The organism is Streptomyces paludis (genome assembly GCF_003344965.1).
Taxonomy (GTDB): domain Bacteria; phylum Actinomycetota; class Actinomycetes; order Streptomycetales; family Streptomycetaceae; genus Streptomyces; species Streptomyces paludis.
This window is the reverse complement of the sequence record NZ_CP031194.1, coordinates 559,655-584,070: the sequence shown is the minus strand read 5'-3', so window position 1 is coordinate 584,070 and position 24,416 is coordinate 559,655. Positions and strand designations below refer to the sequence as shown.

At 67.5% G+C, this 24,416-nt stretch carries 19 protein-coding genes and 1 pseudogene; 7 read left to right on the top strand and 13 right to left on the bottom strand.

Going from position 1 to position 24,416, the window contains the following annotated elements; all coding sequences use genetic code 11:
- Positions 1–9: 9 nt before the first annotated feature.
- From DVK44_RS02460 to DVK44_RS02435, 7 genes are all read right to left on the bottom strand, one after another.
- On the bottom strand, positions 10–945 hold the full coding sequence (locus DVK44_RS02460; protein ID WP_228446960.1) for a CIS tube protein: 936 nt from the start codon (positions 943–945) through the stop codon (positions 10–12).
- A gap of 7 nt (positions 946–952) precedes the next feature.
- Entirely contained in the window at positions 953–1,390 is a 438-nt protein-coding gene (locus DVK44_RS02455; protein ID WP_114658105.1) for a phage tail protein, read from the bottom strand.
- 40 nt (positions 1,391–1,430) lie between these two features.
- Positions 1,431–3,221 carry a hypothetical protein gene (locus tag DVK44_RS36230; RefSeq protein ID WP_162793634.1) on the bottom strand — a complete coding sequence of 597 codons (1,791 nt, stop codon included), beginning with the start codon at positions 3,219–3,221 and terminating at the stop codon, positions 1,431–1,433.
- A gap of 21 nt (positions 3,222–3,242) precedes the next feature.
- Complete coding sequence (locus DVK44_RS36650; RefSeq protein WP_181957386.1) at positions 3,243–3,407, bottom strand: DUF6760 family protein; 165 nt, start codon at positions 3,405–3,407, stop codon at positions 3,243–3,245.
- On the bottom strand, positions 3,404–3,913 hold the full coding sequence (locus DVK44_RS02445; protein WP_114658103.1) for a hypothetical protein: 510 nt from the start codon (positions 3,911–3,913) through the stop codon (positions 3,404–3,406). Before DVK44_RS02445 ends, DVK44_RS36650 begins: the two co-directional genes overlap by 4 nt.
- Complete coding sequence (locus DVK44_RS02440; protein WP_114658102.1) at positions 3,913–4,356, bottom strand: phage tail protein; 444 nt, start codon at positions 4,354–4,356, stop codon at positions 3,913–3,915. The genes DVK44_RS02445 and DVK44_RS02440 overlap by 1 nt, the downstream gene beginning before the upstream one ends.
- A gap of 82 nt (positions 4,357–4,438) precedes the next feature.
- Complete coding sequence (locus tag DVK44_RS02435) at positions 4,439–6,028, bottom strand: phage tail sheath family protein (RefSeq protein ID WP_114658101.1); 1,590 nt, start codon at positions 6,026–6,028, stop codon at positions 4,439–4,441.
- 261 nt (positions 6,029–6,289) lie between these two features.
- Between DVK44_RS02435 and DVK44_RS36925 the strand changes: the two genes are divergently transcribed.
- The 3 genes and pseudogenes from DVK44_RS36925 (at position 6,290) to DVK44_RS02420 (ending at position 12,745) form a co-directional block, all read left to right on the top strand.
- Positions 6,290–10,315 carry a phage tail protein gene (locus tag DVK44_RS36925; protein ID WP_228446959.1) on the top strand — a complete coding sequence of 1,342 codons (4,026 nt, stop codon included), beginning with the start codon at positions 6,290–6,292 and terminating at the stop codon, positions 10,313–10,315.
- A gap of 1,467 nt (positions 10,316–11,782) precedes the next feature.
- Complete coding sequence (locus DVK44_RS02425) at positions 11,783–12,043, top strand: hypothetical protein (RefSeq protein ID WP_228446958.1); 261 nt, start codon at positions 11,783–11,785, stop codon at positions 12,041–12,043.
- A gap of 7 nt (positions 12,044–12,050) precedes the next feature.
- Positions 12,051–12,745: pseudogene (locus tag DVK44_RS02420) on the top strand (transposase).
- 56 nt (positions 12,746–12,801) lie between these two features.
- On the opposite strand, the gene DVK44_RS02415 reads toward DVK44_RS02420, so the two are convergent.
- The gene (locus tag DVK44_RS02415) at positions 12,802–14,076 is read right to left on the bottom strand and encodes a cytochrome P450 (RefSeq protein WP_114658100.1); all 1,275 of its coding nucleotides are present in this window, start codon (positions 14,074–14,076) and stop codon (positions 12,802–12,804) included.
- Positions 14,077–14,396: 320 nt separating this feature from the next.
- The gene (locus DVK44_RS02410) at positions 14,397–14,840 is read right to left on the bottom strand and encodes an ATP-binding protein (RefSeq protein WP_181957385.1); all 444 of its coding nucleotides are present in this window, start codon (positions 14,838–14,840) and stop codon (positions 14,397–14,399) included.
- A gap of 212 nt (positions 14,841–15,052) precedes the next feature.
- Here DVK44_RS02410 and DVK44_RS02405 point away from each other — a divergent pair, with 212 nt between their 5' ends.
- The 3 genes from DVK44_RS02405 to DVK44_RS02395 are packed head-to-tail and all read left to right on the top strand — an operon-like array spanning position 15,053 to position 16,974.
- Positions 15,053–15,928 carry a helix-turn-helix domain-containing protein gene (locus tag DVK44_RS02405; protein ID WP_162793630.1) on the top strand — a complete coding sequence of 292 codons (876 nt, stop codon included), beginning with the start codon at positions 15,053–15,055 and terminating at the stop codon, positions 15,926–15,928.
- Positions 15,925–16,173: a DUF397 domain-containing protein gene (locus tag DVK44_RS02400; RefSeq protein ID WP_114658098.1), complete on the top strand. Its 249-nt coding sequence runs from the start codon at positions 15,925–15,927 to the stop codon at positions 16,171–16,173. The genes DVK44_RS02405 and DVK44_RS02400 overlap by 4 nt, the downstream gene beginning before the upstream one ends.
- A 57-nt stretch (positions 16,174–16,230) precedes the next feature.
- Positions 16,231–16,974: a class I SAM-dependent methyltransferase gene (locus DVK44_RS02395; protein ID WP_114658097.1), complete on the top strand. Its 744-nt coding sequence runs from the start codon at positions 16,231–16,233 to the stop codon at positions 16,972–16,974.
- A gap of 23 nt (positions 16,975–16,997) precedes the next feature.
- On the opposite strand, the gene DVK44_RS02390 is transcribed toward DVK44_RS02395, so the two are convergent.
- The 4 genes from DVK44_RS02390 to DVK44_RS02375 form a co-directional block, all read right to left on the bottom strand.
- Positions 16,998–19,043 (bottom strand): ATP-binding protein, encoded by a 2,046-nt coding sequence (locus DVK44_RS02390; RefSeq protein ID WP_114658096.1) that lies wholly within the window; start codon positions 19,041–19,043, stop codon positions 16,998–17,000.
- The gene (locus tag DVK44_RS02385) at positions 19,036–19,755 is read right to left on the bottom strand and encodes a DUF4255 domain-containing protein (protein WP_114658095.1); all 720 of its coding nucleotides are present in this window, start codon (positions 19,753–19,755) and stop codon (positions 19,036–19,038) included. Before DVK44_RS02385 ends, DVK44_RS02390 begins: the two co-directional genes overlap by 8 nt.
- Before the next feature lie 47 nt (positions 19,756–19,802).
- Positions 19,803–21,875: a VWA domain-containing protein gene (locus tag DVK44_RS02380; protein ID WP_228446957.1), complete on the bottom strand. Its 2,073-nt coding sequence runs from the start codon at positions 21,873–21,875 to the stop codon at positions 19,803–19,805.
- 264 nt (positions 21,876–22,139) lie between these two features.
- Positions 22,140–22,769 carry a helix-turn-helix transcriptional regulator gene (locus DVK44_RS02375; protein ID WP_114658094.1) on the bottom strand — a complete coding sequence of 210 codons (630 nt, stop codon included), beginning with the start codon at positions 22,767–22,769 and terminating at the stop codon, positions 22,140–22,142.
- A gap of 226 nt (positions 22,770–22,995) precedes the next feature.
- Here DVK44_RS02375 and DVK44_RS02370 point away from each other — a divergent pair, with 226 nt between their 5' ends.
- Positions 22,996–24,357 (top strand): COG1470 family protein, encoded by a 1,362-nt coding sequence (locus tag DVK44_RS02370; protein WP_114658093.1) that lies wholly within the window; start codon positions 22,996–22,998, stop codon positions 24,355–24,357.
- Positions 24,358–24,416: the final 59 nt, after the last annotated feature.

The following is a 24,416-nucleotide window of genomic DNA, read 5'->3' as shown; positions in this document are numbered from 1 at the left end:
GGCGCTCACTCACCTCGGCCGTATCGGACGGGAACGCTCCGGAGCCGGACGCGGTGGAACGGATCGCTGGGTCCGCCGGTCCCTTTGCTGGGTCCACTGGTCCCCTTGCTGGGTCCGGCGGTCCCCTTGCTGGGCCCGCTGGTCCCTTTGCTGGGTCCGCTGGTCCTTCAGCCGTTCCAGCTCGTCCAGCGCGGGCAGCAGCAGCTCCCGCCCGTGCGCCAGCCGCATCGGGTCGTCGATCCCGTTCGCCTCGGCGATCACCCGCCACGCGGCCGGATCCCCGTACTCGCGGTGCGCGAGCCCCGGCAGCGAATCCCCTGCCCGCACCCGGTGCACGCGCCGCGCCGCCAGTGCGCCGGAGGTCGGGTTCTGGCCCGGGGTCTCGCCGCTGATCTCCTCCATCGTCACCTGGCAGAGCGCCCGGATCGGCACCCCGGAGGTTGTGAAGAGCGTGTACTTCGCCTGCACTTGGCTGACGTAACCGGGAAAGCCGGTCAGCCCGCCCCAGTGGAAGATCACCCACGGCGGCGACGAACGCTGCTGCTGGCGCGTCTCGTTGGTCGGCACACAGCAGGCGAACAGCTTCTCCACCGAGGTCACCACGCTGCTGTCCTGCGTATCGCTCGCGTCGAAGAACATCTCGACCGTCAGCTTGCTGGGCTGCGGCCCCTGGTACTCCGGCGGCCCCGAACTCTTCGCCCCCTTGGCCGGTGTGCGCTTCCAGGAGGCCGCCTTGGTCAGGCTCAGCTCCTTCGGATTGAACTGGAAGTCGATCCGGCCGCACGGCCCGCCGGGCATCAGACCGCCGCCGGCGGGCGGGGTGCGCAGCTCCAGATACGCGTGTTCCAGCTTGGGCCTGGCCGAACCGGCCGCCCGGGAGCCGGCGGCGGCCGTACCGGAGGCGCCGGGCGAACCGGCGGCGCTGAAGGCGATGGGCCCGCTCATCGTCGGCTCAGCCCTCCATCACATAGCCGTGATGCGCGATCTCGATCGTCTCGACGGCGACCTTGGGCGACTCGGGCGTGAACGAAGGCCCGGTCCAGCGCACCGGCACCACCTCCAGCAGCCCCCACTGGGCGACCTTGCGGCCGTCGCCCGTACGCGCCTCGATGCGGGCGGTCTTGCGGCTGAAGCCGGTCGTCATGCTCGCGAACCACTGGGCGACCTTCTCGGTCTCGCGGGTGAGGGGCCGGGAGAGCTTGACGTTGGAGTACTTGAGCCGGGTGGGCAGCTGCCAGACATGGCCGTTGTTCCCGCCTTCCTCACGGGCTTCGAGGACCACTTCGCAGCCGAGGCCGTCGCAGGTGTTGAACGAGCCGAGTTCGATGTCGTCGATGGTGACGACGAAGCAGACGCTGACGGCGGGATCGTCGTGGTCGGTGGACGGCATGGGTCGTACCTACCTCTCGGTGCTCGCAGTACTTGTTCCGCTAGTGCCTGGTGTTGATGAGGAAGCCGGCGCGTTCGCGTTCGAGCCGCAGATCGGCTTTGAAGAGGCGGCTGAGGGGCGGGTAGAGGGCGCGTACGAGTTCATCGGTGACGGCGGGAGGGGCGGCGGAGGCCGGGGCCGGGTCGGGGAACTCGGAGTCGGTGGTGGGGCCGGGGCCGGGTCCGGGTTCGGGACTGGGATCGGGAGCGGGTTCCGGAAGCTCCGCTTCGTAGCTGGGCTCGGGCGGCGGCGAGGGCTCGCTGAACTCCGTTTCCCGCTGGATGACGGGGAAGCTCGGGCTTCCGTACGCGCTGGGCAGGAGGCCGGCCGGGACAGGGGAGGAGGACGGGGCGCCCGGGGTGGCGGTAGCACCACCTGCACTTGCACCTCCACCTCCACCTCCACCTCCACCTCCACCTCCACCTCCACTTCCACCGAACACGACACTGCCGTCGGCCATCCGCTGTGCCACCCCGGCCGCGACCGCGACGGAACCGGCGTCGCGGAAGCCAGGTGGCGGCACGGGAGGACCGCTGCTGGGCAGCCGGCGCTGGACGGTGGTGGGTTCGGGACCGGGGCCGGGTCGGGGGCCGGGTCCGGGTGTTCCGGGGGTGTCCCAGCGGACGGGCGCGGCGGGCGCGGCGGGTTGGTGGCTGGGCCGGCTGTCCATGGGCGCGCCCGGCCCGGTGACGAAGAGGGGTACCGCCCGCTGTGCGATGAGCGGCGCCACCGGACCGGACGCTGTCTGCGGGGTGCTGTACGGGAGACCGCGCGGGACACCCAGCGGGGTGCCGGGAACGTCGAGGCGCTGAAGGGGTACGGGGGCGGTGGTGGCCGTCGTTTCGTACGCGGGCAGACGCGGCGGGCGTGGAACGTGCGGCGCCTGGAGTCCCTGGGACTCCTGAGGCAGGCGCGATACGTGAGGTGCGGGAGGCGGCATGACGAGGGGCGGTACGTCGCCGAGCAGGGGCGCGGGCGGGGCCTCCGTACCGGTCGCGTCAACGCCGTCATCGTCGGTGGGGCCGGTCGCGGATTCCACCTCGGTGATCGGCCCCGGCCCCGGCAGCCGGGCGGCGATCCGGCGCTGGGCCGTGGGCGGCAGCTCGGCGAGCGGGGCCCCGAGCCCCGAGGGGCGCGGGGCGGCGGAGCGCTGAACGGGGGCCGGGTCGTTCCGTACGGGGAGATTCGGTACCGGTTCGTCGGGGACGGCCCCGGCCGACGCGTCGGCCGGGGTGGGCGGTGCGGGCGGGGCCGGGGGCAGGACCGGCTCGACGGGGCGCTCGCTCAGCAACTGACGTACCGGCAGTTCGAGCGGCGCGGCCTCGGCGGAGACCATGGACTCCGCGACCGGGATCGGCCCCGGGATCGGCCCTGGGCTCGCCCCCGACGCTGCTTCCGTACCCGATACCGCCGCCGCCGTCGCCTGGGCGACCGTACTGCGCTGCAACGGCACGGCACTGGGCCAGGAGGCGATGACCCCGGTCCCGACGGCCCGTTCCGGTGGCTCGCGTCCCTCCGTACCGCTCGGCGCGGTGAGCCCGTGCACCAGTCCGGCGGGTGCCTCCGGGCTGACCAGGTGGCCGAGGGGAGAGGACAGGGTGGCGTCCTGCCGGCTGCTCAGCGAGGACTCGAAACCGCTCGGGTCGGTGACCAGGTCCGGTGTGCCCAAGACGCGCTGGACGGGCGGGAGTTCACGCCAGCCGTCGTGCGGCGTACGACGAGGGGCAACGGGTTCGGCGGCCGGTGCGGCCGTACCCGTCCGTTCACCCCGCAGCCAGGACAGCAGTCCCATGAGCCCTCAGCCCCCCCCTCGTTACCTCGGTCGGTTTCCATGCTTCGCGCCGGTGAGCCGGGCGATCTCCGCGATGTAGCGCCGCCGGTCGGCGTGTTCCAGATCGAGCAGTTGGTCGAGCGACCAGTGGAAGTGGTAGGCGAGGTACGCGACCTCCTCGTGGAGCAGGTCGGCCGCGTACGTCACGATTCCCCCGGGCGACCACCCCCGCCGGCCGCGCTGCCCCGGCCGCCCCCGCTGCCGCCCGCCAGATCCACGGCGAAGTTCTCCTGGCAGGACGGGCAGGTGACGGCGGCCCTGGTGTGCCCCTCGGAGTTGATGCGGCGGTAGAAATCCTGAAGGAACGCCAGGTCGGAGGCGAACAGATCCTCGATGACACCCGGGTGGACGTCATCGACGGTGCCGAGCCTGGTGACCACGCGCGCGATGAGGACCACCGAGAGATACGCCGAGTTCTCTCGTACCCGGTCGTCCCGCAGCGGGACCAGCTCGTCGCGGGCGGTGGCGAGCCGCATCACGCCCGTACGGTGCACGGTGCCGGAATCGTCCACGTAGCCGCGCGGCAGCTCGAAGGCGAACTCGGTCCGCAGGCGGTCGGGGGCGGAGTGCGAGGCCGAGGGCGCGGAGGACTCCGGTGCGGGAGTGCCGGGAGTGGCGGGCGCGCCGGGCGTGGCGGACAGCACGCGCCGCATCAGTCGACTTCCATGCTCTCGTAGGTGATCGACAGCTTTTCTGTGAGCACAGAGGTGTCGCCCGCCTTGAGCGTGCCGATCTCCAGGGACTTCGGCCAGGCGTTGATCAGCTTGTAGCGCTTGATGGCGACGCCCTCGTAGTCGTACACGATGATCGCGCCGTTGCGCCGGGCGTCGGCCATCCGGCCGAAGCGGGAGTCCTTGATCCACCGCTCGAAGCTGTTGTCCTCGGTCAGCCCCCGGCTGACCGTGACCTCGCCGGCCTTCGGGCGCCCCGGCAGCTTCTTGACGGCGTACTTCCCGTCGGTGGTGTTCTGCTTCAGCTCGATGACGTCCTGCTCCATCTTCAGACCACTCACCTCGGTGATCTGCTTGATGACGACGCTGTCGAATTCCAGGCCGAAGGAGTGTCCGACGGAACTGTCGAGATCGGGAAGTGGCACGACGAGCCTCCAATACGCGCGTAACGGTTAAAGGTTTCCCTTTCTCTTTCCCTTTCCTCTCCCTCTTCCTTTTCCTCTCTCCCTACTCGTCGACCGCGCCCATTCCGCCGGTCAGCTGCGACAGCCGGAACACCACGAACTCGGCCGGTTTCACCGGGGCCACCCCGATCTCGCAGACGACCTGACCGGCGTCGATCGTCTCGGGTGGATTCGTCTCGCGGTCGCATTTGACGTAGAACGCCTCGTCCGGTGTCAGTCCGAACAGCGCGCCCCTGCGCCACTCGTTGACGAGGAAGGCCGAGACCGTGCGCCGGATGCGGGCCCACAACGCGTCGTCGTTCGGCTCGAAGACCACCCATTGGGTCCCGTTCAGAATGGACTCCTCCAGGTAGTTGAAGAGCCGTCGCACATTCAGGTACCGCCATGACGGATCGGCCGCCAGGGTCCGGGCACCCCAAATGCGGATTCCGCGGCCGGGAAAGGCGCGGATGCAGTTCAGGCCGATGGGGTTGAGGAGGTCGTGCTCGCTCTTGGTCAGCTGGGTCTGGAGGGCCACCGCGCCCCGTACGACCTCGTTCGCCGGCGCCTTGTGCACCCCGCGCGTCGCGTCATTGCGCGCCCACACCCCGGCGACATGACCGCTCGGCGGTACGAAGGTGTTGCGGCCGGCCGCCGGGTCGAAGACCTTGAGCCACGGGTAGTAGAGCGTCGCGAACTTGGAGTCGAAGCCGGCCGTGTCCGTGCGCCAGCCCCTGATCTGCTGCGGACTCAGCGCGGGCGGCGGATCCAGGATCGCGATCCGGTCGCCCATCAGCTCGCAGTGGCTGATGAGGCTCTGCTGCACCGACAGCACTGACTCCAGGTCCAGCGCGCCGTGTTCGTAGGCGCTCATCAGATCCGGTACGGCGACCATGGTGACCTCGTCGATGGCCTCCAGCGCCCCGAGCCCGGTGCGCCGGTCGGGATCGCCCACGTACGCCTCGGCGGAGAGCGGCCCGGCGACCCCGGCCTCGGGAACCGCGCCGACGGCGGCGGGTTCGAGCGTCAGGGTCTGCGCCGGCGGCCGGGCGGGCGCGGCGCCGCGCCCGGTCTCCTCGATCGCGATCAGCCGGGAACGGCGCGTGACTTGAGCGACGACGTTGTCCTTGCTGCGCTTGGTGGAGACCGCGTCGTACGTCTCCACGACCTCGCCGCCCTCGGAGACCAGCAGGGTGAACACGTCCTGCGGCGGGTCCTCGGCTTCGGGGTCGGTCACCTCGACGGTGATGTCACCCGTCACACCGGGGAGGGTACGGACGAGGTACGGCCCGAGCGCGGCGGCGGGCCCGGGAACGAGTGCACCGCGGGCGCCGGTGGCGGCGTCATTTTCCGCAACCGGGGATGCGTCCGCGGCTGTGACCGCGTCCGCGTCCGCGCCGATACGGATGACGTAGCAGGTGCCACCGCCGTTGGCGAAGAACCCGTAGACGGACGAAGCGAGATACGTTCCTTCGACGAAATCGCCGAACTGGCTGACGAACTGCCCCCAGTTCGAGATCAGGGTGGGCTCGTTGAACGGCCCGCGCTGGGTGAATCCGACAAAGGCGGCGACGGATGTACCGACGCCTTCGATCGGCCGGGAGCCGGACTGGATTTCCTCAACGTAAACCCCTGGGGACAGATAGGACGGCATACGGATATCTCCTTGACCGGGGAACACGGGTGATTCTCGCGGCGGGTGAGATCACCGGGAACGTGCGTACGGCCGCCGTGCCGTACCGAGCCGGGTGCCCGAAGAGGCATGCGCGGCGGGTTGCGCGATAGGGCAACGAAAACTGCCCCGGACCAGCGCCCCGCACACTGCCCTGCGGGCGAGCCGCCGCCACAGGCTGACTGACATGTCGGGGACCGGTGACCGGGTGCGCGGGTGAAGGCGCCTCCGGAGAAGAGTTCCGTGGCGACGGACCGCGCGCCGGTCACCGCCGCCCGCTCCGCGACGCCGGATTCCGTACCGCCGGATTCCGTACCGCAAAAGGCGTCTCCCACCACATCACGGGGCCGGGGCCTGAGCATAAGGACCGTACAGCGACTCCAGACGCGAGCCGGGAACGCGGCGGTGTCGAGGCTGGTGGCACAGCGGTACGCGGAGGTGGTGAAGCCGCCGCCGGCGCAGGCGCCGGGTTTCCGGCGGGTCCAGCAGGACGTAGCGACGAAGAAGCAGACGCTGAAGCAGCACAAGCCGGCGGCAACGGAGTCGAGGGCGGCCCAGTCCGCGGCAGTTGCGCCCCCGGACGACCGAGAGGCGCAGGGCAAGACGGCGAACGCCGAGAAGATGAACGACGCGAAGCCGGGCGAGTTCAACAAGGCGGCGTTCGTCGGGGCGGTCAACGAGGCGATCGAGGCGCAGGCGCCGAAGAACCTTGATGACGCGGACAAGTTCGCCGACTCCGGCAAGGCCGACAACATCAAGAACGCGGTCGACGGCAAGGTGCAGGACGGCAAGGAGTCCTCCGCCGACGCCATCGAGACCGCCACCACCGCCGCGCCGGACACCTCGGGGGCCACGGAGAAGCAGGTCACCCCGCTCACCCCGGACCAGCCCCCGGCCAACCCGGGCGCCCCGAGCGCGGCGGACGCGGTCCCGGCGCGGCAGCCGGACGCGGTGCTGGACTTCCGCGAGGGCAACCAGCGGGTCGACCAGGAGATGGCCGACGCCGAGGTCACCGAGGACCAGCTGGCCCGGGGCAACGAACCCGCCTTCGACCAGGCCCTCTCGGAGAAGAAACAGGGCGAACAGCACACCGCCCAGGCCCCGGCCACGGGCCGCGCCGCCGAAGCCGGACACCTGGCCACGGCCAAGGCGGGCGCCGCCGCGACCGGCGCCCAGGCCATAGCGGCCATGACGGCCGACCGTAACGCGGCGGGCAAGGGCGTCGACTCCGGAAAGGGAGCGACAAAGTCGGCGGACGAACAGAAACGCGCCCAGGTCACGGCCAAGCTCCAGAAGGTCTTCGACACGACGCAGAAGGACGTCGAGAAGATCCTGAACGACCTGGACGGCAAGGTGGACCGGCAGTTCACGGCGGGAGAGAAGCGCGCCCGCGAGAACTTCACGGCGGATCACAAGCGCCGGATGAAGGAGTACAAGGACAAACGCTATTCGGGCCTCATGGGCAAGGGCCGCTGGATCAAGGACAAGTTCAAGGGCCTTCCGCAGGAGGGCCTGAGCATCTTCAAGCAGTCCCGTGAGCTGTACGTAGAGCAGTTGCAGACGGTGATCTCGACCATCGCCGACATGATCGGCCAGGAACTGGGCCGGGCCAAGGCACGCATCGCGACCGGCCGGAACGAACTGAAGGCCGAGGTCGAGAAACTCCCCGCGGATCTGAAGCGGTTCGGCGAGGAAGCGGCGGCGGACTTCGCGGGAAAGTTCGACGACCTGGAGTCGGAGGTCAACGACAAGTCGACCCAACTGGTCCAGGACCTGGCCCAGAAATACACGGAGGCACTGAACTCGGTAGACGAGGAAATCAAGAAACTGGAGGAGGAGAACAAGGGGATCATCGCGGCGGTCATGGACGCGGTGGCAGGCGTGATCCAGACGATCCTTGAGCTGAAGAACATGCTCATGGGAGTCCTGGCCAAGGCGGCGAGCGCCATAGCCAAGATCATCAAGGACCCGATCGGCTTCCTCAAGAACCTGGTCTCAGCCCTGGGCGCCGGCCTGAACCTCTTCATCGCCAACATCCCCGACCACCTGCAAAAGGGCCTGGTCTCCTGGCTGCTGGGCACAGCGGTCAGCACGGGCCTGGCGATCCCGGCCAAGTTCGACCTCAAGGGCATCATCCAGCTGATCGCCTCCCTCCTGGGCCTGACCTGGGACAACATCCGCGCCCGAGTAACCCGCAAGGGCGTCCCGGAAAAGGCGATGGCAAAGGTCGAACAGTCGGTCCCGGTAGCGGGAGCCCTGGCACGAGAGGGCCCGGCGGGAGCGGTAAACGAAATAAAAGAAGAAACAGGAGACCTCAAAAAAACAATCCTGGACGACCTGAAGTCCTACCTCATCCCCACGGTCCTCATAGCAGGCATCACCTGGATCCTCTCCCTCCTGACCCCCGCCTCAGCCTTCGTCCGCGCGGTCAAGGGAATCATCGACCTGGTCACCTTCATCGTCACCCAGGGCGCCCAAATCTTCGACTTCGTCAACGCCTGCCTCGACGCAGTCATAGCCATAGCCAACGGCGCCTCCGCCGGCGTCCCCAAAACCATAGAAACAGCCCTGGCCACCAGCATCCCCCTCCTCCTGGGCCTCCTGGCCTCCCTCCTGGGCATAGGCAGCCTATCCAACCGAGTCCGCCAAGCCTTCCAGAAGGTATCCCGCCCAGTAAACCGAGCCATAGACAAACTGGTGGAAAAAATAGTCAAGGCCGGCAAAAAGATTTTCAGTAAGACCAGCAAGAGAAAGAATCGGTATATCGAGAATGGCGAGACCGGAAACACCAAGAAGAGCTACAATGTCAAGCGAAAGGCTCGGGAGCTTTTGGCAGGACCGACCGCAAAACCTCTGGATAATAAAGCGGAGCTTGAAGCGATCATCTCTCGAGTGTATAGGCAACTGCGATCGTATGGTCTGAAATCACTCAGCCTCAAGCCGATATCATCACCTGATGGAGTCAATCGGTGGGAGATTCTAGCCAGGGCAAGTGCTGCTGAAAAGGTAGAAGAAGCAGAGGTGGTTCAATTTGACCCAGCTATCTCGAGGTTCCTTCCCCCGTATGGCGAAATACTTTCTCAAAGAATAGCCGACAGGTGGTGGACTGATCAGCTTGGGCCCACGCAGGCGTGGGAGGAAAAAGAAGTCCTTTCCGGGTTTGCGGAAGAAGCTATTGATGAACTCGGCAAACCGCGAACAAGCGAAAATCTGAAAGGATATTTCGATTCCAGTAAAAACGGTGGCGTGAATCGCAAAAATAAAGATGCAGACTCTCCGAAATTCAAGAGCTATGCTCTTCATGAGCTCAATCCGACTCCCGCGCATTCAACGCGCCAGGCTTTCTATGAGAAAATAGGAAAAGGTGCAGAGGGTAAGCTCAAGGATGGGGCTAAGCCTTCTGTAAAAAAAGGAGATCTGAAAAGCAAGCTTGACGAACTAAACTTTCAGACAGATCATCAGTTTGGCAGGTTTTCCTCGCTGCCGGTTCCGAGGCGAGAGCTGGATCCCAGACTGAAGCATGCGGCTGGAGGAAGGGTAATTGAATTCCTGAAGGACATGGCGCGTGACAAGAAATCGCAGGGGCTAACATTGGATGAGTTGAAGGGGCTCTGGAGTGAGAAAGGCGTTGGTGAAAATCCGCACAGGAAATGGCTCAAAGCGGAATTTCGAGGGGAAGCGGAAGGCAAGCACGAGTGGATTCCAACCAATCAGATGCTCAAGATAGTTCAAACGGCCATCGATCAAGGATCGACCAACAATTCCGTCGCTTGGATAGAGCTGCAAGACAAGCTGCGCTCGTTCACTACGGACGTAATATGGGAGCTGCGAGTCACTGATAATATGTCTGAAGTGATGAGTCATGACATGGATGCACACGTGGGGGCGTTCATGGCGTATGACGGAAATCCCATCTATAACGGAAGAGATCAGAAATGGCATAAACCCTTGCGTGACTATTTTGATGAATTTATCCGAAATAATGAGTTCGGAACACCGCTTGGGTATCTTGCGCATTTGCGAGAAATGCTCACCGCTGGTAAATTGATGTGGAAGGGGGGGAATGCTGGCGACTTCACTGCTGAACAGCGAGATTTGCCAATAAGGGCAATCTATAAGTCAATCCATGTCAAAGGTGAAGTTACTGAGGAATCTCAGCGGGAAACTCCGCTGACGGTCGATGACCTTATAGCTGCACAGCAGGATGCGTACTATCGCGTGCTCGACGATTTCTTGTTGGCGGAGGCACATATTAAGAGTTTGCTCTGAATTCGCACTCGGAGGAGTCTTGGGAATGGAACTTGATCCAGCAGTGGAAAGGGCGCTGTTCCGGGCTGTGGGTCATGGCAGTCCGATAACCCGGGAAGAGCGAGAGTCTGTTACCAGTCTGAATATTCGGAACGCCGAAAATCTTGGCCGCCTGGACGGTTTCTCGGCGCTTCAGCGTCTCGTCATAGTGGGATGCGACCCAATTAGATCAAGTCTATTCTCCGGTATTGATGTTCTTCGTTCGCTGGTGGTAGAGGACAGTGGATTGAGGGAGATTTTCGGGGTCACCTCGCCGTCGCTGCTAAATTTTTCCCTTCCGCGGAACTTCGTCGAAGACCTGGTCCCGCTCCTTAATCTTCCTACATTGCTCCAATTTGACGTTACGGGAAATCCACTATCCGAGTATTCGTATCGAGAAGTGATTCCTGAAATGAGCCGCAACGGCTGCCGTGTTGAGGTCTCTGGAGAGTTGGAGTGGAGATTGACTCTGCGCTTGCACTCTGAAGGAGTTCCGATCTCTTGCTACAGAAGTTCTAAGGGTTATAGACTCTGTCGTCCTGGTCTAAAGTTGACGGACTCGCCTCAGTACTCTCATCCTGTGATATCGATAGAAGTTGTTCAAGAATTATTGAAAGGGAACCCCTTCGCGGCTCATGAATATTTTGATTAGATTTACATTGTTCCGGTTGAGTTTGGATTGACGTCGACTACCTCCGGGATTTGGGTTCTGCCCTTATGGGTGATCGATGCCTGGACTTTTTTTGGTATTTGCATTGAGTGGCATGAGTCAATGGTGGGCTTTTTCCGCACGCGGGTGGATTTGTTGTGTCCTAATGTTGGGGTTGGCTTGTTGCTTTTTTGGGCGGGGTTGGTGGCTGCACGTGGCTGTCATCGACTGGATCGACGAGTGCAGACTGCTCCATCTCCCCACGCGCCTCGACTCCGCCCACGTGCGGGCGCCCGAGCCCGTTGACCGGGGGAAACCCGGTTTTCCAGGACGGCATGTCCATGTCCAACAGGAATGGACTGCCCAAACGAGATACGCCCCCGAAAACGGCCGGCACTACAAGCCCGGCAAGCTGTACGCAGACAAAGCATGCGAAGTTCCTGGCCTCAATAAATGGCTCTGTGGAAAACTTATCGGTGTCTGCATCGTCCGCAGAGGAATCGAATCCCGCGAACGAATGGGATGCCGAAGGTGGTGAGCGATTGCGCGCCCTCCTCGGCCTCGGCACAACAATCTGCCGCTACGGGCGATTTGGCCCTACTCGTCACATAGGGCACGTTCCTCAGGGCTGTCCCGCAAGTCGCGGCTTCTTCTCAGAGACTGGGCCTCGGTCGATATCCCCGGGCCTTTGACCGCGTGCTGTGGCAGCCTGCCGTCATGCCAGCAGAGCTGAGAGAACATGCAGGTCGTCACTACGCGCCATCCAGTTCCACTACGCCTTGCCCGACGATTCCTGGGCTGTGGAGCTGAGTGAGGCCGTGCCTGCGCCAGCCGCGCGGCCTGAGACGCCCAACGCGGCGACCCATCTGCCCGGTCCGGCCTTCCTGGTGGCACTCATCCCCGATGAGGACCCTGATCTGGAGCCGGCCGTTCGCACCTATAGCCCTGACGAGCACGTCATCCCCTACGCGATCATGCAATGGTTCATGGAGCTGGTGGCCGACCAGGTGGAACGCTGCCGCATCGCGTTCGAGCAGGGTGAACCCGAAGCAGTGGAATGATCACGCAGTGGCTGCTGTGATCACGGCGTCGGAGCCGTCCTGGACAGGTCCGTCTACCGGGCTGAGCCCGCAACAGTTCGGGAAGCTCGTGACAGCGCTGCGGCGGGAGGGCACCGACCCGGTGCGCAAGGGCCGGCAGTGGAGGCTTCCGCTGGAGGACCGTGCCCTGCTGGTCGCGGCGTACTCGCCAAGCACACCGTACTCATTGCGGATGGCACTCTGGCCCCCACCCGCGACCACACCGTGGCCGAGCAGTCCAAGAACTACAGGTACTCCACCAATCACCAGGTCGTCACCGACGCCGACACCCGCTTGGTTGTCGTCGTGGGCCGGCCCCTCGCCGGAAACCGCAACGACTGCAAGGCGTGGGAGGAATCCGGCACCAAAGCCGCCGTCCGCACGACCACGACGATTGCCGGCGGTGGCTATCCCGGCACCGGGCTCGTCATGCCCCACCGCCGAGGCAAGGGCAAAGAGCCGCCCGACTGGAAACAGGAGCACAACAAGTCCCACAAGCAGGTCCGCGCCTGAGTCGAGCACGTCTTTGCTCGCATGAAGACCTGGAAGATTCACCGCAACTGCCGCCTCAAAGGCGATGGCGTTTACCACGCCATGCTCGGCATCGCACGCCTGCACAACCTCACCCTCGTCGGACAGGCCAGCGACCGCACAGCGGCCGAATCTGTTCCGGGCGACTCATAGATCATTTACGGGACAGCCCTTAGGCTGCCCATTCCGGTGAGTATCCAGGGCAATCGCTACCCGGTCGGTAGGAAGCGGGCTTTGAGGTGGGTGGGGGCCAGGCGGTCGATGAACTCCAGGGATACCGACGTGGCGTTGGGGGATTCGATGGTGAAGAGGCTGGCGAGTCGGGATGTGGTCAGTGTCAGTTGGCGCATGGTCAGGGCGGAGCCCAGGCAGACTCGGGGGCCGGCGCCGAAGGGGAGGTAGGTCGGGCCGGGGGCGGGGCGTCCGTTGAGCCAGCGGGTGGGGTCGAACTCGTCCGGCCGGGGCCACCATCGTGGGTCTCGGTGGATCAGGTAGGGGTTGAGCAGTACGTCGTCACCGGGGCTGAGCGACCAGTCGCCCAGGGTGGTTGTCCTGCTGGCGGTACGGGTCATCAGCCACACGGGCGGGTACAGCCGGAGCGTCTCACGGACCACGGCCTCGGCCAGCGGGGTACCGCCGTCCGTCGGACCGTTCGCTTCGCTGCGGAGGTCGGCCACGAGTGCGGGGCGGCGGGCGAGTTCCCATACGAGGGAGGTGAGGGCGGCGGCGGGGACTCCGTGGCCGCCCATGAGGATGCTGTGCAGCGTCGACGCCACGGTGTTGACCGGCGGGGCCGGTTCGGCGGCGAGGAGAAAGCCGAGCAGGTCGTTCCGGTGCGAGTCGGGCTTGGCTGCGCGGCGCATTTGGACCTTGCCGGTCAGTGTTTCGGCCAGGCGCCGGGAGGTGTCGAAGAAGCGCCGGGTGCGGGGGAGTGGCAGCCATGCGGGGAATTCGTGGGACGACTCCGCGAGGGGCCGGGTGGCGCGGACGGTCTCGTGGAGGAGATCGGGGACGCCGGCGGAGTCCGCGCCGAAGCAGTACTCGGAGATCATCCGGGCGGTGAGTGTCCGCATCGTGCTGAGCACGTCGACGTCACGGCCGGCCCCGTCGGCGATGACCGTATCGAGGATCGCGACAGTCAGGTCGTCGGTCGCGGCGGCTGCCGTCCGGTTGAGTCCTGGCCACGCGGCCCGGCGATCCGACATCCAGGAGGCGGCGTGTGCGGTGGCCAGATCGAAATCCTGCTGCGTGTCAAAAGGCGCCAGCTCGGTCACAAACGCTTCACCGGTGCGGATGAGCGCCTCGTGGGTGAGTGCCGGGTCGATCACGAACAGCGTGTGCTTGTTGTAGGAGAAGACGTCACCGTAGTCCCGGTGGCAGCGGCGCAGGAAGCCGATCCGGTCGGCCTCGTACGCGCGGGTGTTGCCCTTCAGCCAGTGTCCACGCGGGCCCGGCGGCCAGCTGCGCTTCTCGCGGTGTGCCATGAGCCCTCCCCGGTGAATCGCAGGATCCCTTGGGAGGGACCCTGCGATCGGCGTTCTCCGCTGAGCGGGTCGGGCTATCGAGCGTGATACCAGTAGATGTAGCGTCCGCTGACTCGCTTCCGGCCCACCAGGTGAACCATCAGGCGTCGTGTGCGTTTCATGAACACCTCACTGCCATCGAGCCGAATAGTTTTTCGAGAGTGCCACGGCTATTCGCATCGGGCAATGTCGCATCCAGGACTTTCGCCGGAAGCTGTGATATCAGGTGATGTTGAGTCAAGTGTGTTACGTGGAATGGATGTTGTTGGCAAAACCCGTTGTTATGTACGGCCTTCTGTCCGGTCTTCAGCCGCTCCCGAACCGCTCCCGGCGGACTGTGCCGTCTTCACCGTGAAGATCAGGGCCTTGCCGGTGAGGGTGGGGGCTACGGACCAGCCGGGGGCCAGTAGGTCCAGGAGTTCCAGGCCCCGGCCGTGCTGGTCCCACTCGGTGGGGGTGCGGTGTTGGGGGTGGGTCTTGCTTCGGTCGTGTACTTCGATCTGGATCGAATCGTTGCGCGGGGCGTGGCAGATCAGGTCGAAGCCGCCGTTGCCGGGGTGCAGGACGGCGTTTGTCGCGGTCTCGCTCACCAGGAGTTTGACGGTGTCCCCGTCGACCCAGGGGTACGGGGCGTAGGCGCGGGCCGCTATGGCTCTGGCCTGGGGGACTGCTGCCGGTGTGGCGGGGTAGCGCTCCACTGCCAGGACGTATGCACGTTCATCCATGACCATGACCCATGCCTCTCAGGCGTGCGGGACGTCGGGGCTACGCGCCGGAGTTGTTCGTGTTCGCGGTGCGTGTAAGCGAGCTTTGTGCATACTCACGTCACTATGCAAGCAGCTGCTTTGGGATTCACTCTCGCGTGGCGGGTGAGGGGGTGTCGTCGCGCTAACCTTGCTTGCGGGCAAGGATTCGGGCCGCGATGCGAGGGAGCGAAGTGTCAGCGAGCGGCAACACCAACGCTCTTACCGCCCTCCGGGCTTTCGGTGACGAGCTGCGGCGGCTGCGGACCGGGGCCGGATTCCGGACTCAGGAGTCGGCTGCGGCGAAGCTCAAGTGTTCGCAGAGCAAAGTCAGTTACGTCGAGGCCGGCAAGCGGTGGCCGGACGATGACCTGCTCAGGAAGATGTTCCGTGTGTACGGGGTGGACGCGTCCACCCAGGCCGATATCAGGGCCTCCGTCCGGGCCGGGCAGTCTCTCGGGCGGCCGTGGTGGGACACGGCGGAGTCCCGGGAGGTCTTCCCCGGTACGAGCATGCAGTTCTTCGCGCTGGAGGACGTCGCCGAGACGATGTGGGTGCACTCCGGCAACTACGTGCCCGGACTGCTTCAGACCCGGGCCTATATCGAGGCGCTCGTCGAGTTCGGCCAGCGCGAGGAGAGCGCGGCCCACCGTCGTCTCTTCGTCGAGGCGAGGCTCAAGCGGCAGCATGTGCTGGCACGGCAACACCCGCCCACGCTCCACGCTTTCGTCCTTGAGGCCGCGCTGCGCGTGGTCGTCGGCGGTCGCGACGTCATGCGGGAGCAGCTCGGCAGCCTGCGGGCCGCGGTGCAGCGGCCCCATGTCACGCTTCGGGTGGTCCCCTTCTCGGCCGGTGCCGCCGCGACGCTCGGAGCCCCGTTCCAGGTCTACGACTTTCCGGGGGCGGACCGCCGCAGCGTCACCGTTCGTGAGACCTCGCGCAGTGACGAGGTGACCGACGAGGAGGGCGTGGTCGAACAGATGCGCCGTCGGTTTGTGGAGCTGGCGGCGGCCGCCTGTAGCCCGGAGGAATCCGTGCAACTGCTGGAAGGGATCGAGAAGGAACTGTGAATCGGGAGAGAGAAGACCTCTTCACCGCCTCGCTCGACGGCCAGTGGGTGACGTCCAGCCTGAGCGGTCCCAACGGCGACGCCTGCGTTCGCGTCATGAAGATAGCGGGCGGCTTCGCCGTCGATGACTCCAAGAGTCCCGACCGGCCGCCCCTGCGCTACACCCACGCCCAGATGCGCGCCTTTCTCCTCGCGGTCGAGGCCGGCGCGTTCGATCAGTCGGTGCAGGCCCCACCAAGGCCATGAGAGGGGCACCCGGGAAAGCCTTCGACATGGGGGCTCCGTCCGGGAATCCTGTGCCGTATGACACAGGACGAACTCTGGGACCGTGAGACCGCCGACCGATACGACACGCCCGGCGTCGGTGTCTTCTCGGACGAGGTGCTGGGGCCCACTGTGGATCGGCTGGTTGAACTTGCCGGGGAAGGGAAGGTGTTGGAGTTCGCTGTTGGTACGGGGCGGGTCGCCGTGCCGCTCGTGCGGCGTGGGGTGGACGTTGCTGGGGTGGAGATGTCTGCGGCCATGATCGACCAGCTGCGTACCAAGGTGGACGAGGCGGCGCTTCCGGTTGTTGTGGGGGATATGGCGACCGCGCGCGTCCCCGGGGTGTTCCAGCTCGTCTATCTCGTCTACAACACCATCTCCAACCTCCTCACCCAGGCCGAGCAGGTCGCCTGCTTCCGTAACGCCGCCCGTCATCTCGCGCCCGGCGGGCGTTTCGTCGTCGAGCTGTGGGTTCCTGAGCTGCGGAAGCTGCCGCCCGGGCAGCCGGCCGTGGTGTGGGAGGCGCAGGCCGGTTACATCGGGCTGGATACGTATGACGTGCTGCGGCAGCAGGTCGTGTCGCACCACTTCCGGTTCGGTGCGGGCAGCCGGGAGGCGCGGCTGTTCCGCAGTCCGCACCGGTATATCTGGCTGGCCGAGCTGGATCTCATGGGGCAGCTCGCCGGATTCGAGCTGGAGTCCCGGCATGCCGACTGGGACCGGTCCGAGTTCACCGCCGAGTCGCGCTCGCATGTCTCTGTCTATCGGCTGCCGTCCGTGTAGTGCCCGGGCCCTGGCCCGCGGGTCTACGTCAGCAGGCTCAGGTACTCGCCGAACTCCGACGCCAGCGTCAGCCGGCCCAGCTTCTGGTACTCCCGCTGGATCGCGTGGATCAAGGTCGGCATCGTCACCGGAGTGCCCGACGCCGCCGACAGATACGCGGCCGTGATCGCGATCGAGCGGATATTGCCGCCCGCCAGTTCGAAGGAGTCCGCGCAGAAGTCCAGGTCCAGGGAGGGGGACCGGGGGAGGGTGCTGCCCAGGGCGCGGTCCCACAGCAGGCGGCGGTGGTCCGCGTCCGGGATCGGGAAGTCGATCACCAGGTCCAGCCGGCGGGTGAAGGCGTCGTCCAGGTTGGCGCGGAGGTTGGTGGCGAGGATGGCCAGACCGTCGAAGGACTCCATGCGCTGGAGCAGATACGCGCTCTCAACATTCGCGTAGCGGTCGTGGGCGTCCTTGACGTCGGAGCGTTTGCCGAAGATGGCGTCGGCCTCGTCGAAGAGGAGGACACCGTTGACCCCGGCCGCCTCGGAGAAGATGCGTTCGAGGTTTTTCTCCGTCTCGCCCACGTACTTGTCGATGACCGTCGCCAGATCGACGGTGTACAGGTCCAGCCCCAGGTCCGCCGCGATGACCTCCGCCGACATCGTCTTCCCCGTACCCGAATCGCCCGCGAACAGCGCCGAGACGCCCCGGCCCCGGCCGCCGCCCGGGCGCATGCCCCACGTACCGAGGACCTGATCGCGGTAGCGGGCGCGAGCCGTCAGCTCGCGGAGCTGGGCGTGGGCATCGGCGGGCAGGACCAGGTCGGACCAGCCGACCGACGGTTCGATACGGCGCGCCAGCCGGTCCAGGCCCGCCGCGTTCTGCGCGCGGGCGCCCCGGCGGACATCCGCCGCGGCCACCGGGCCGTCCGACAGCGCCGCCGTCTGGGCCGCCCCCCGGGCCGCGCCCTCGATCTGGTCCGGGGTCAGCAGGAAGGGGGAGAGCAGCAGGCTGATGTCCAGGTCCGGCGGGAGCGGCGCCGGGCCCGGGTACGCCTCGCGCCAGAGCCTCGCCCGTACGGCCGGTTCCACCCGGGGCGCCCGCAGCGGCAGCGGCGGGCCCGCCGCCGACCACCCGGCGTCCCACGGGACCCGGCCCACCAGCACCGTCGGGAGCGGACTGTCCGTCAGCAGCCGCAGCAGCGCCGGGTGTTCGCGGGCCAGCGCGTCCACCGGCGCGCACACCAGCCCCGCGCCCGTCAGCCTGCCCTCCCGTACGAGCGCCCGCACCGCCTCCACCGGCGTGGGGTCCGCGGCCAGCCGCGCCAGGTCCAGACCCAGCACACCCCGGCCCGTCAGGGCCAGCGCCGTCGCGGCCAGCGCCGTGCCCGCGCCCCCCTGGTCCTCCCGCAGATACGCCAGGAGTACGCCGGAATCCACCGCCCCGGCCAGCGCCTTCGCGTCGCCCACCCCCTCCACCGGGTGCCACGGCGCCAGCAGATCGGCCAGCCTCGGGTCCGTCGTACGGTCGCCCAGCAGATGCGCCGTGACCCGGTCGGGGACGCGCAGCGCGCGGCTCAGGAACGGCCGGTCCGCCTCCTCCACCAGCAGCAGCCCGCCCGCCCGCAGCGGCGCGTACGGGCCCAGCCGGGCGCGGGCCGCCGCGTCCGCCGGGGTCAGACCGCACAGGCCGAGCGCCAGGCCGATGCTCGGGCGGCGCCGGGTGACATCGTCGTTGAGATAGCCGTAGAACGCCTCGAACCGGTCGTCCAGATCCGGTACGAGCGCGATCAGCAGGATCTCCACGTCCAGCGCGGTCAGTCCGAACTCCCGCCGCAGCTCAGCCAGCGGGATGTCCGGAAGAGCCTCGCCCGGGACCGGTTCCGGTTCCGGCGCCGGGAAGGGTCTGCCCTCCTCCAACAGTCGCCGGACCGTCTCCTGTGTCAGATACAGCCCCCGGAACTCGTCGTCGGGCTGCGGATCGGTCCGCCGCCGCGCCTCCACCGCCCGGCGGACGCGCTGCTCGATCCGTACGGCGGCGGCCAGGAGGTCCCGCAACTGGCCGTCGGCAGAGGTGTGTTCAGCCATCGGTGCCGTGTGTTTCCGTGATGCGTACCGACAGCCCCGGCCTTCCGGCGGGTGCGGCCGGGGTCTCCTTCTCCCCCGGCCCGCCGCCCCTGCCCCCTCCGTACACCGGCAGCCCGCCCCCGCCGCCGCGCCCCTCCGGCGTGTGGTCCCCGAACACCACGCGCAGCCCCTCGTCCCGTACCGGCGGGCCCGCCGGATACGTCGGCGACGCCGTCACCGGCACACTGACCACCAGGTCCAGCGACGGCTTCAACTCGCCGCCCAGCGCGCTCCACACATCCGCGAAGGAGCGGTCCTCCGGCGGCGGCAGCGCGATCGACATCGGTACGGCCGCCCCGATGTCCGCCAGTGTGCCCGTCACCCGCTCCGGCGGCAGCGCCTCGTACCGCAGCAGGCAGATCAGGAGCGAGGACAGCAGCCGGTGTTCGTCCTCCGGGCGCTTGGTCCAGGCGGTGATCAGATAGGACAGCTTGAAGAAGCGCGGCGGGCGGCGGCGGGCCACGACCGCGGCTCCTTCGTACTCGTTGTGCAGCCCGCGCTCGCGCCGCCGGATGTCCTCGCGGATGTCGTAGAGATACAGATTGACCGTCGGCGCGTTCACCTTGGCCGCCCAGTCGCGCGTCGGCGCGTCGAACACCACGGAGATCTGCGCGCCCTCCAGCACCTCCGCCCGCAGCAGGGTCCGCAGGGCGTCGTCCACCTCGTGAATCACGGGCCTGTCCCTTCAGATCGTACGTACGCGGTTATCCGCCCCTACGGTCATCCGCGGCCCGCGAAGTCCGGCGGCTGGAGTGTGCGCGGGACCACCAGCACCGGTCGCTCCAGCCGGTCCAGGTCGCTGACGCCCGTACGGAGCCGCCGCGGGCCCAGCACGTCCTTGCGCAGCACCAGCACCTGCGCCTCGAACGTCCCGTCCCGGCCCGTCACCACCGGTTGGCCGGCCGCCGCGGTGATCCCCGCGCTCCAGGACAGCCCCACGCGTACGCCCGGCGGGAAGTCCGTGCCCCGCGCCACCACCACCTGCCCCGGCTCGACGACGGCCGGCACGACCGTCAGCCTCGGCTGGAGGACCCGGAGGCGGGCCCGCGCGGTGTTGTTCTCCGGTCTGCGGTCGGGCAGTGTCGCGATGGCCGTCCCGTGGACCTCGGCGTTGACGGCCGTCCGGTATCTGGCCCGCTGGGTGACCTCGATCCGGCCGCCCGCCGGGATGATGCAGGGCGCGGCGGTGGTGCAGCGTGTCAGCCGCGCGAGCGTACGGTCCGCCGCGTTCGGTGTCTTCGGCCAGGCGGTGGTCAGGACGACCCCGGTGGCCGTCTCCGGACCCGCGTTGGCGAGTGTGAAGCGGGCGGTGGCCACGCGGCCCGCGTAGGTGGTGGCGGGTGTGATCCCGACCCGTACGGACACATCGGCCGTCGGCGGTACGGGAGTTGGCGCGGGCGGCGCCGGCGGTACGGGCGTGGGCGGCGCCGGGGTCGGGGGCGGTGTGGTGGGCGGGGGCGGCGGGAGCGGGTCCTGGAGCACCTCGACGGTCGCCTCCGCCGTGCCGGTGTTGCCGGCCGCGTCGGTGGCCGAGCAGGTCACCCCCGTACGGCCGACCGGGAAGAGCGAGCCGGACGCGGGGACGCACACGACCGGCAGCGGGCCGTCCACGGCGTCCTCGGCGGTGGCGGTGAACTCGACGCGGACACCGCCGGGATTGGTCGTCCTGACCGTACGGTTGTCGACGGTGACGACGGGCGCCCCGACGTCGTTCACATCGATGGTGATCGTCTGGATCAGCTCCGGGTCGGCCACGGCGTTCGCGCCCACACTCTCCGTGCCCGGCGCGCCGCCCGCGCCCACCACGAACTGGACCGTGCAGGTGAGCCGTGTCCCCTGCGGGGCGTCCGCGGCGACCTCGACCGTCTCGGCGAAGTCGGCGACGCCCCCACTGGTCACGGTCCGTACGGGCGGAGTGAGGGTCACCGTCAACGCGGAGTCGCAGGCGTCCAGTTGATGGCCGACGGCGGTGGGGAGATTGCTGAGGCCCTCCACGATCGCCTCCACGACCGCGTCCGAGTCCACACCCTCGATCATCTTGCCGTTGGTCTCCCGGATGACACGGTCGGCCTGGCCGGGGTCGATCGGCGGGATGTCCCGCTGGTTCGGGAAATTCGGGTTGTTGGCGAAGCCCGTGCCGTTGAGACCGTCACCGATCGGGGTGTCGATGTCGACGCCCACCACCCGGATGCCGGCGTTCTGGAGCGCGGGGATCGTGTCGTCGAGGTAGTGCCCCATGCTCGGGTTGTGACTGGAGGCGTCACCGATCAGGACGATGATGGGGCTCGCGTCCTCGCGGAACACGGTCCCGCCACCACTGCCGTGCGCGATCTGCCACAGACCGTTGATCCAGTCCTCCGCCGGGCCCATGCTGTTGGCGCCGCGGTCGAAGGTGAGGTCGTCGACACCGCGCTTCACCGCGTCGAGGTCGTACGTCAGCCCCTGATGCAGGGTGAACACCCGGTCGCCGTCCACCTGTTGGTCGCCGAAGGCGGTGACGGCGAAGCGGGAGTCGGGCTGCGCCGCCCGTACCTTCTCGGTGATGTCGGAGAGATCGTCCTGAATCCGCCCGATCGCGTCCCCCATACTGCCTGTGCCGTCCACCAGTAGCACGATGTCCGGCTTCGGCGGGATCTCCGGTGTCAGCACCCGCTTCTCCACCGCGAGCGATCCGCCCGGGTCGAGCCGCTCCGCCACCACCGCCGGTGTGACCGGGTTCGCGGGATCGGGCGGCTCGGCCGCCGAGCCGGTCACACTCCCCGCGACCAGCAGCAGCAGTGCGAAGGGCAGCACACGCAAGGCAGTCGCGCCCGCCCTCTTCCGGGATCGCCGCACGGAACCCTCCCCCACCCGCGTCCGGGCACCGGCCACCGGTGGCGGATCCGCGGGCTCCTACCCTCCACGCCTCGCGCTCCCCGGTCAGGGGAGCGCGAGCCAGTTCCGCGGGAATCGGATACTGCCCTTTCGTGCACCCGTACCGGGAGGCCGATTGATGCGGATTCGGCCGCTCTCCATCGGATCTCCACTGATCATTACGGATGAATCCAGGGACAGCCCTCAGATCAGCCCCTGGCGCAACGCGTAGGCGACCGCATGAGATCGATTACGTAATTGCAGCCTGGTCATGACCGCGTGCAGGACGTTCTTTATCGTGCGTTCGGAGTACGCGAGCTTCGTCGCGATCTCCGCGGTGTCGTACCCCTCGGCGATCAGCCGCAGTACATCCATCTCCCGCGAAGAAAGGCCGGTGAAGTGCAGGCCGCGCGGTCCGAGTACCTGGCCCTGCAACCGCCCCACCTGCTCCAGCAGCCGGCCGAGAAGATCGGCGGGCACATGCCCTTCGCCCTTTGCCACGGACACGATCACCCGGACCAGATGATCCGGCGTCGCCTCCGCGCGCCGGATCACCCCGGCCACCCCGCACTCCGCCGCGCTGACCAGCTTCTGTTCGTCGATCTCGGTGGCCACCAGCACTCCGCGCGCGGTGCCGCCGCGCTGAATGGCGCGCAGCATGCGCAGGGCTTCCTCGTCGATCACATCCACCACGACGACAATCACCTGGGGCGCGGGTTCCTCGTCATCGAAGCCGGTCAGTGTCACCTCCGGTCTGGTCCGCAATTGGCTGGCCACTCCCGCCTGGGAGATCGGATCCTGCGCCCGCAAACCGACGATCGTGCGTTCTGTCATGAAATTCCCCCTCCGCACATGCGAGCCGATGCGTCATCTCGGGCCGTATGGGACCAGGCGGCGGTCAACCGCGGGTGCGGCCGTAGTCGCCTTACGCATCGGCAGTTACTCCTTTCCCATCCCAAGAGGATATGAAATCCGGTCCCGACCGCCGGGCAGCGTTTCTGCCCGAAAGTGTTCCTGTCCGACCGCTGTTCGCGGGAATTCGTGGATCTACCGTGCCCGTATGAGTGTTACGGCCAGCCTCGACGCAGCGTCCGTCACCGCAGAGCCGGGCGGTCGGACGGATGTCCCCCTACAGATCCTCAATTCCGGCAGCACGGTCGAGGAGTACCGCTTCGAGGTGATCGGAGCGTGTGCGGCCTGGGCGACGGTGGAACCCCCCGCTCTCTCGCTCTATCCGGGCGCCACCGGTACGGTCTCTCTCCGGCTGAGCTTGCCGCGCGACCCGTCGGTGCCGGCGGGGGAGACGCCCTTCGGGGTACGGGTGACCCCGACGAGCGACCCGGGCGCGGCGGTGGTGCCCGAGGGCACGGTGAGCGTCGCGCCGTTCACCGAGGTCACCTCGGAGCTGGTGCCGCGCGGTTCGAGCGGCGCGTACCGGGGCCGCCACCAGCTCGCCGTCGACAACCGCGGCAACGCGCCCGTGACCGTACGGCTGACCGGCACGACCGGCACCGAGCGCGCCACGGTCGAACTCGCCACCGCCGAGCTGCTGATCCCCTCCGGGCGCGCCGACTTCGCGAAGCTGTCGGTGCGCCCGGCCGGCCGGATCTGGCGCGGGACCCCGGTCACCCACACGTTCCAGGCGTTCGTGACACCGGTGGTGGCGGAGGGCCGGGAGGCGCCCGAGCCGCTGACGCTGGACGGTTCGTACGAGCAGCAGGCGATCCTGCCGCGCTGGCTGCCGCGCGCCCTCATCCTCGCGGCGGCCGTGCTGATCGCGCTGGTCGGGCTCTGGTACGCGCTGCTGCGGCCGGCCGTGAAGTCGGCGGCCAGGGAGGCGATCACCCCGGAGGTCGTCGCGTCGGCCGTGGCGAAGTCCCCGTCCGCGAGCGGTGGTTCGGGCAACGGCGTGGACGGGACCGGCGATCCCGACGGTGGCGGCGCCGGGAACGAGGGCGGGGCCGCCGGTCCGTCCCCGTCTCCCAGCACAGGCTCAGGTACGGGTACGGGCGGCGGCGGCGCGGGCGCGGGGGCCGCGAACGCCCCCGGCACCCCCACCAGCGCCCGCGTCGAGGTCAAGGACGCCGTCGGCGGCGCGCCGAGCACCGGCTCGGCCTACAAGGTGCCGGGCGGCAGTGTCTTCGCGCTCACCGACATCGTCGTCCAGAACCCGCAGGGCGACGCGGGTACGCTCACCGTCCTCAGCGGCGACGCGCCCATCCTCCGGCTCGCGCTGGAGAACTTCCGCGACTCCGACTACCACTTCGTCACCCCGATCCTCGTGGCGTCCGGCGAGGAGGTCACGATGACGGTCGACTGCCGGCAGGTCGGCAGGCCGGTGAAGGCCCCGACGCCGGCGAGCTGCTCGCAGTCGCTGCTGGTGGGCGGCACACTGCGGCCCACCATCGAGGCGGCCGACTAGGAAGCACCGCCCGCCCACAGGAGAACGGCGGAGGGGTACGGTACGGGCCGCGCGCCCGT

Coding starts and splice junctions, on each gene's coding strand:
- DVK44_RS36230 (WP_162793634.1), bottom strand. CDS start 3,221: ATGGGACTGCTGTCCTGGCTGCGGGGTGAACGGACGGGTACGGCCGCA.
- DVK44_RS02390 (WP_114658096.1), bottom strand. CDS start 19,043: ATGGCTGAACACACCTCTGCCGACGGCCAGTTGCGGGACCTCCTGGCC.
- DVK44_RS02455 (WP_114658105.1), bottom strand. CDS start 1,390: ATGCCGTCCACCGACCACGACGATCCCGCCGTCAGCGTCTGCTTCGTC.
- DVK44_RS02445 (WP_114658103.1), bottom strand. CDS start 3,913: ATGCGGCGCGTGCTGTCCGCCACGCCCGGCGCGCCCGCCACTCCCGGC.
- DVK44_RS02370 (WP_114658093.1), top strand. CDS start 22,996: ATGAGTGTTACGGCCAGCCTCGACGCAGCGTCCGTCACCGCAGAGCCG.
- DVK44_RS02395 (WP_114658097.1), top strand. CDS start 16,231: ATGACACAGGACGAACTCTGGGACCGTGAGACCGCCGACCGATACGAC.
- DVK44_RS02460 (WP_228446960.1), bottom strand. CDS start 945: ATGAGCGGGCCCATCGCCTTCAGCGCCGCCGGTTCGCCCGGCGCCTCC.
- DVK44_RS02410 (WP_181957385.1), bottom strand. CDS start 14,840: ATGGATGAACGTGCATACGTCCTGGCAGTGGAGCGCTACCCCGCCACA.
- DVK44_RS02435 (WP_114658101.1), bottom strand. CDS start 6,028: ATGCCGTCCTATCTGTCCCCAGGGGTTTACGTTGAGGAAATCCAGTCC.
- DVK44_RS02415 (WP_114658100.1), bottom strand. CDS start 14,076: ATGGCACACCGCGAGAAGCGCAGCTGGCCGCCGGGCCCGCGTGGACAC.
- DVK44_RS02375 (WP_114658094.1), bottom strand. CDS start 22,769: ATGACAGAACGCACGATCGTCGGTTTGCGGGCGCAGGATCCGATCTCC.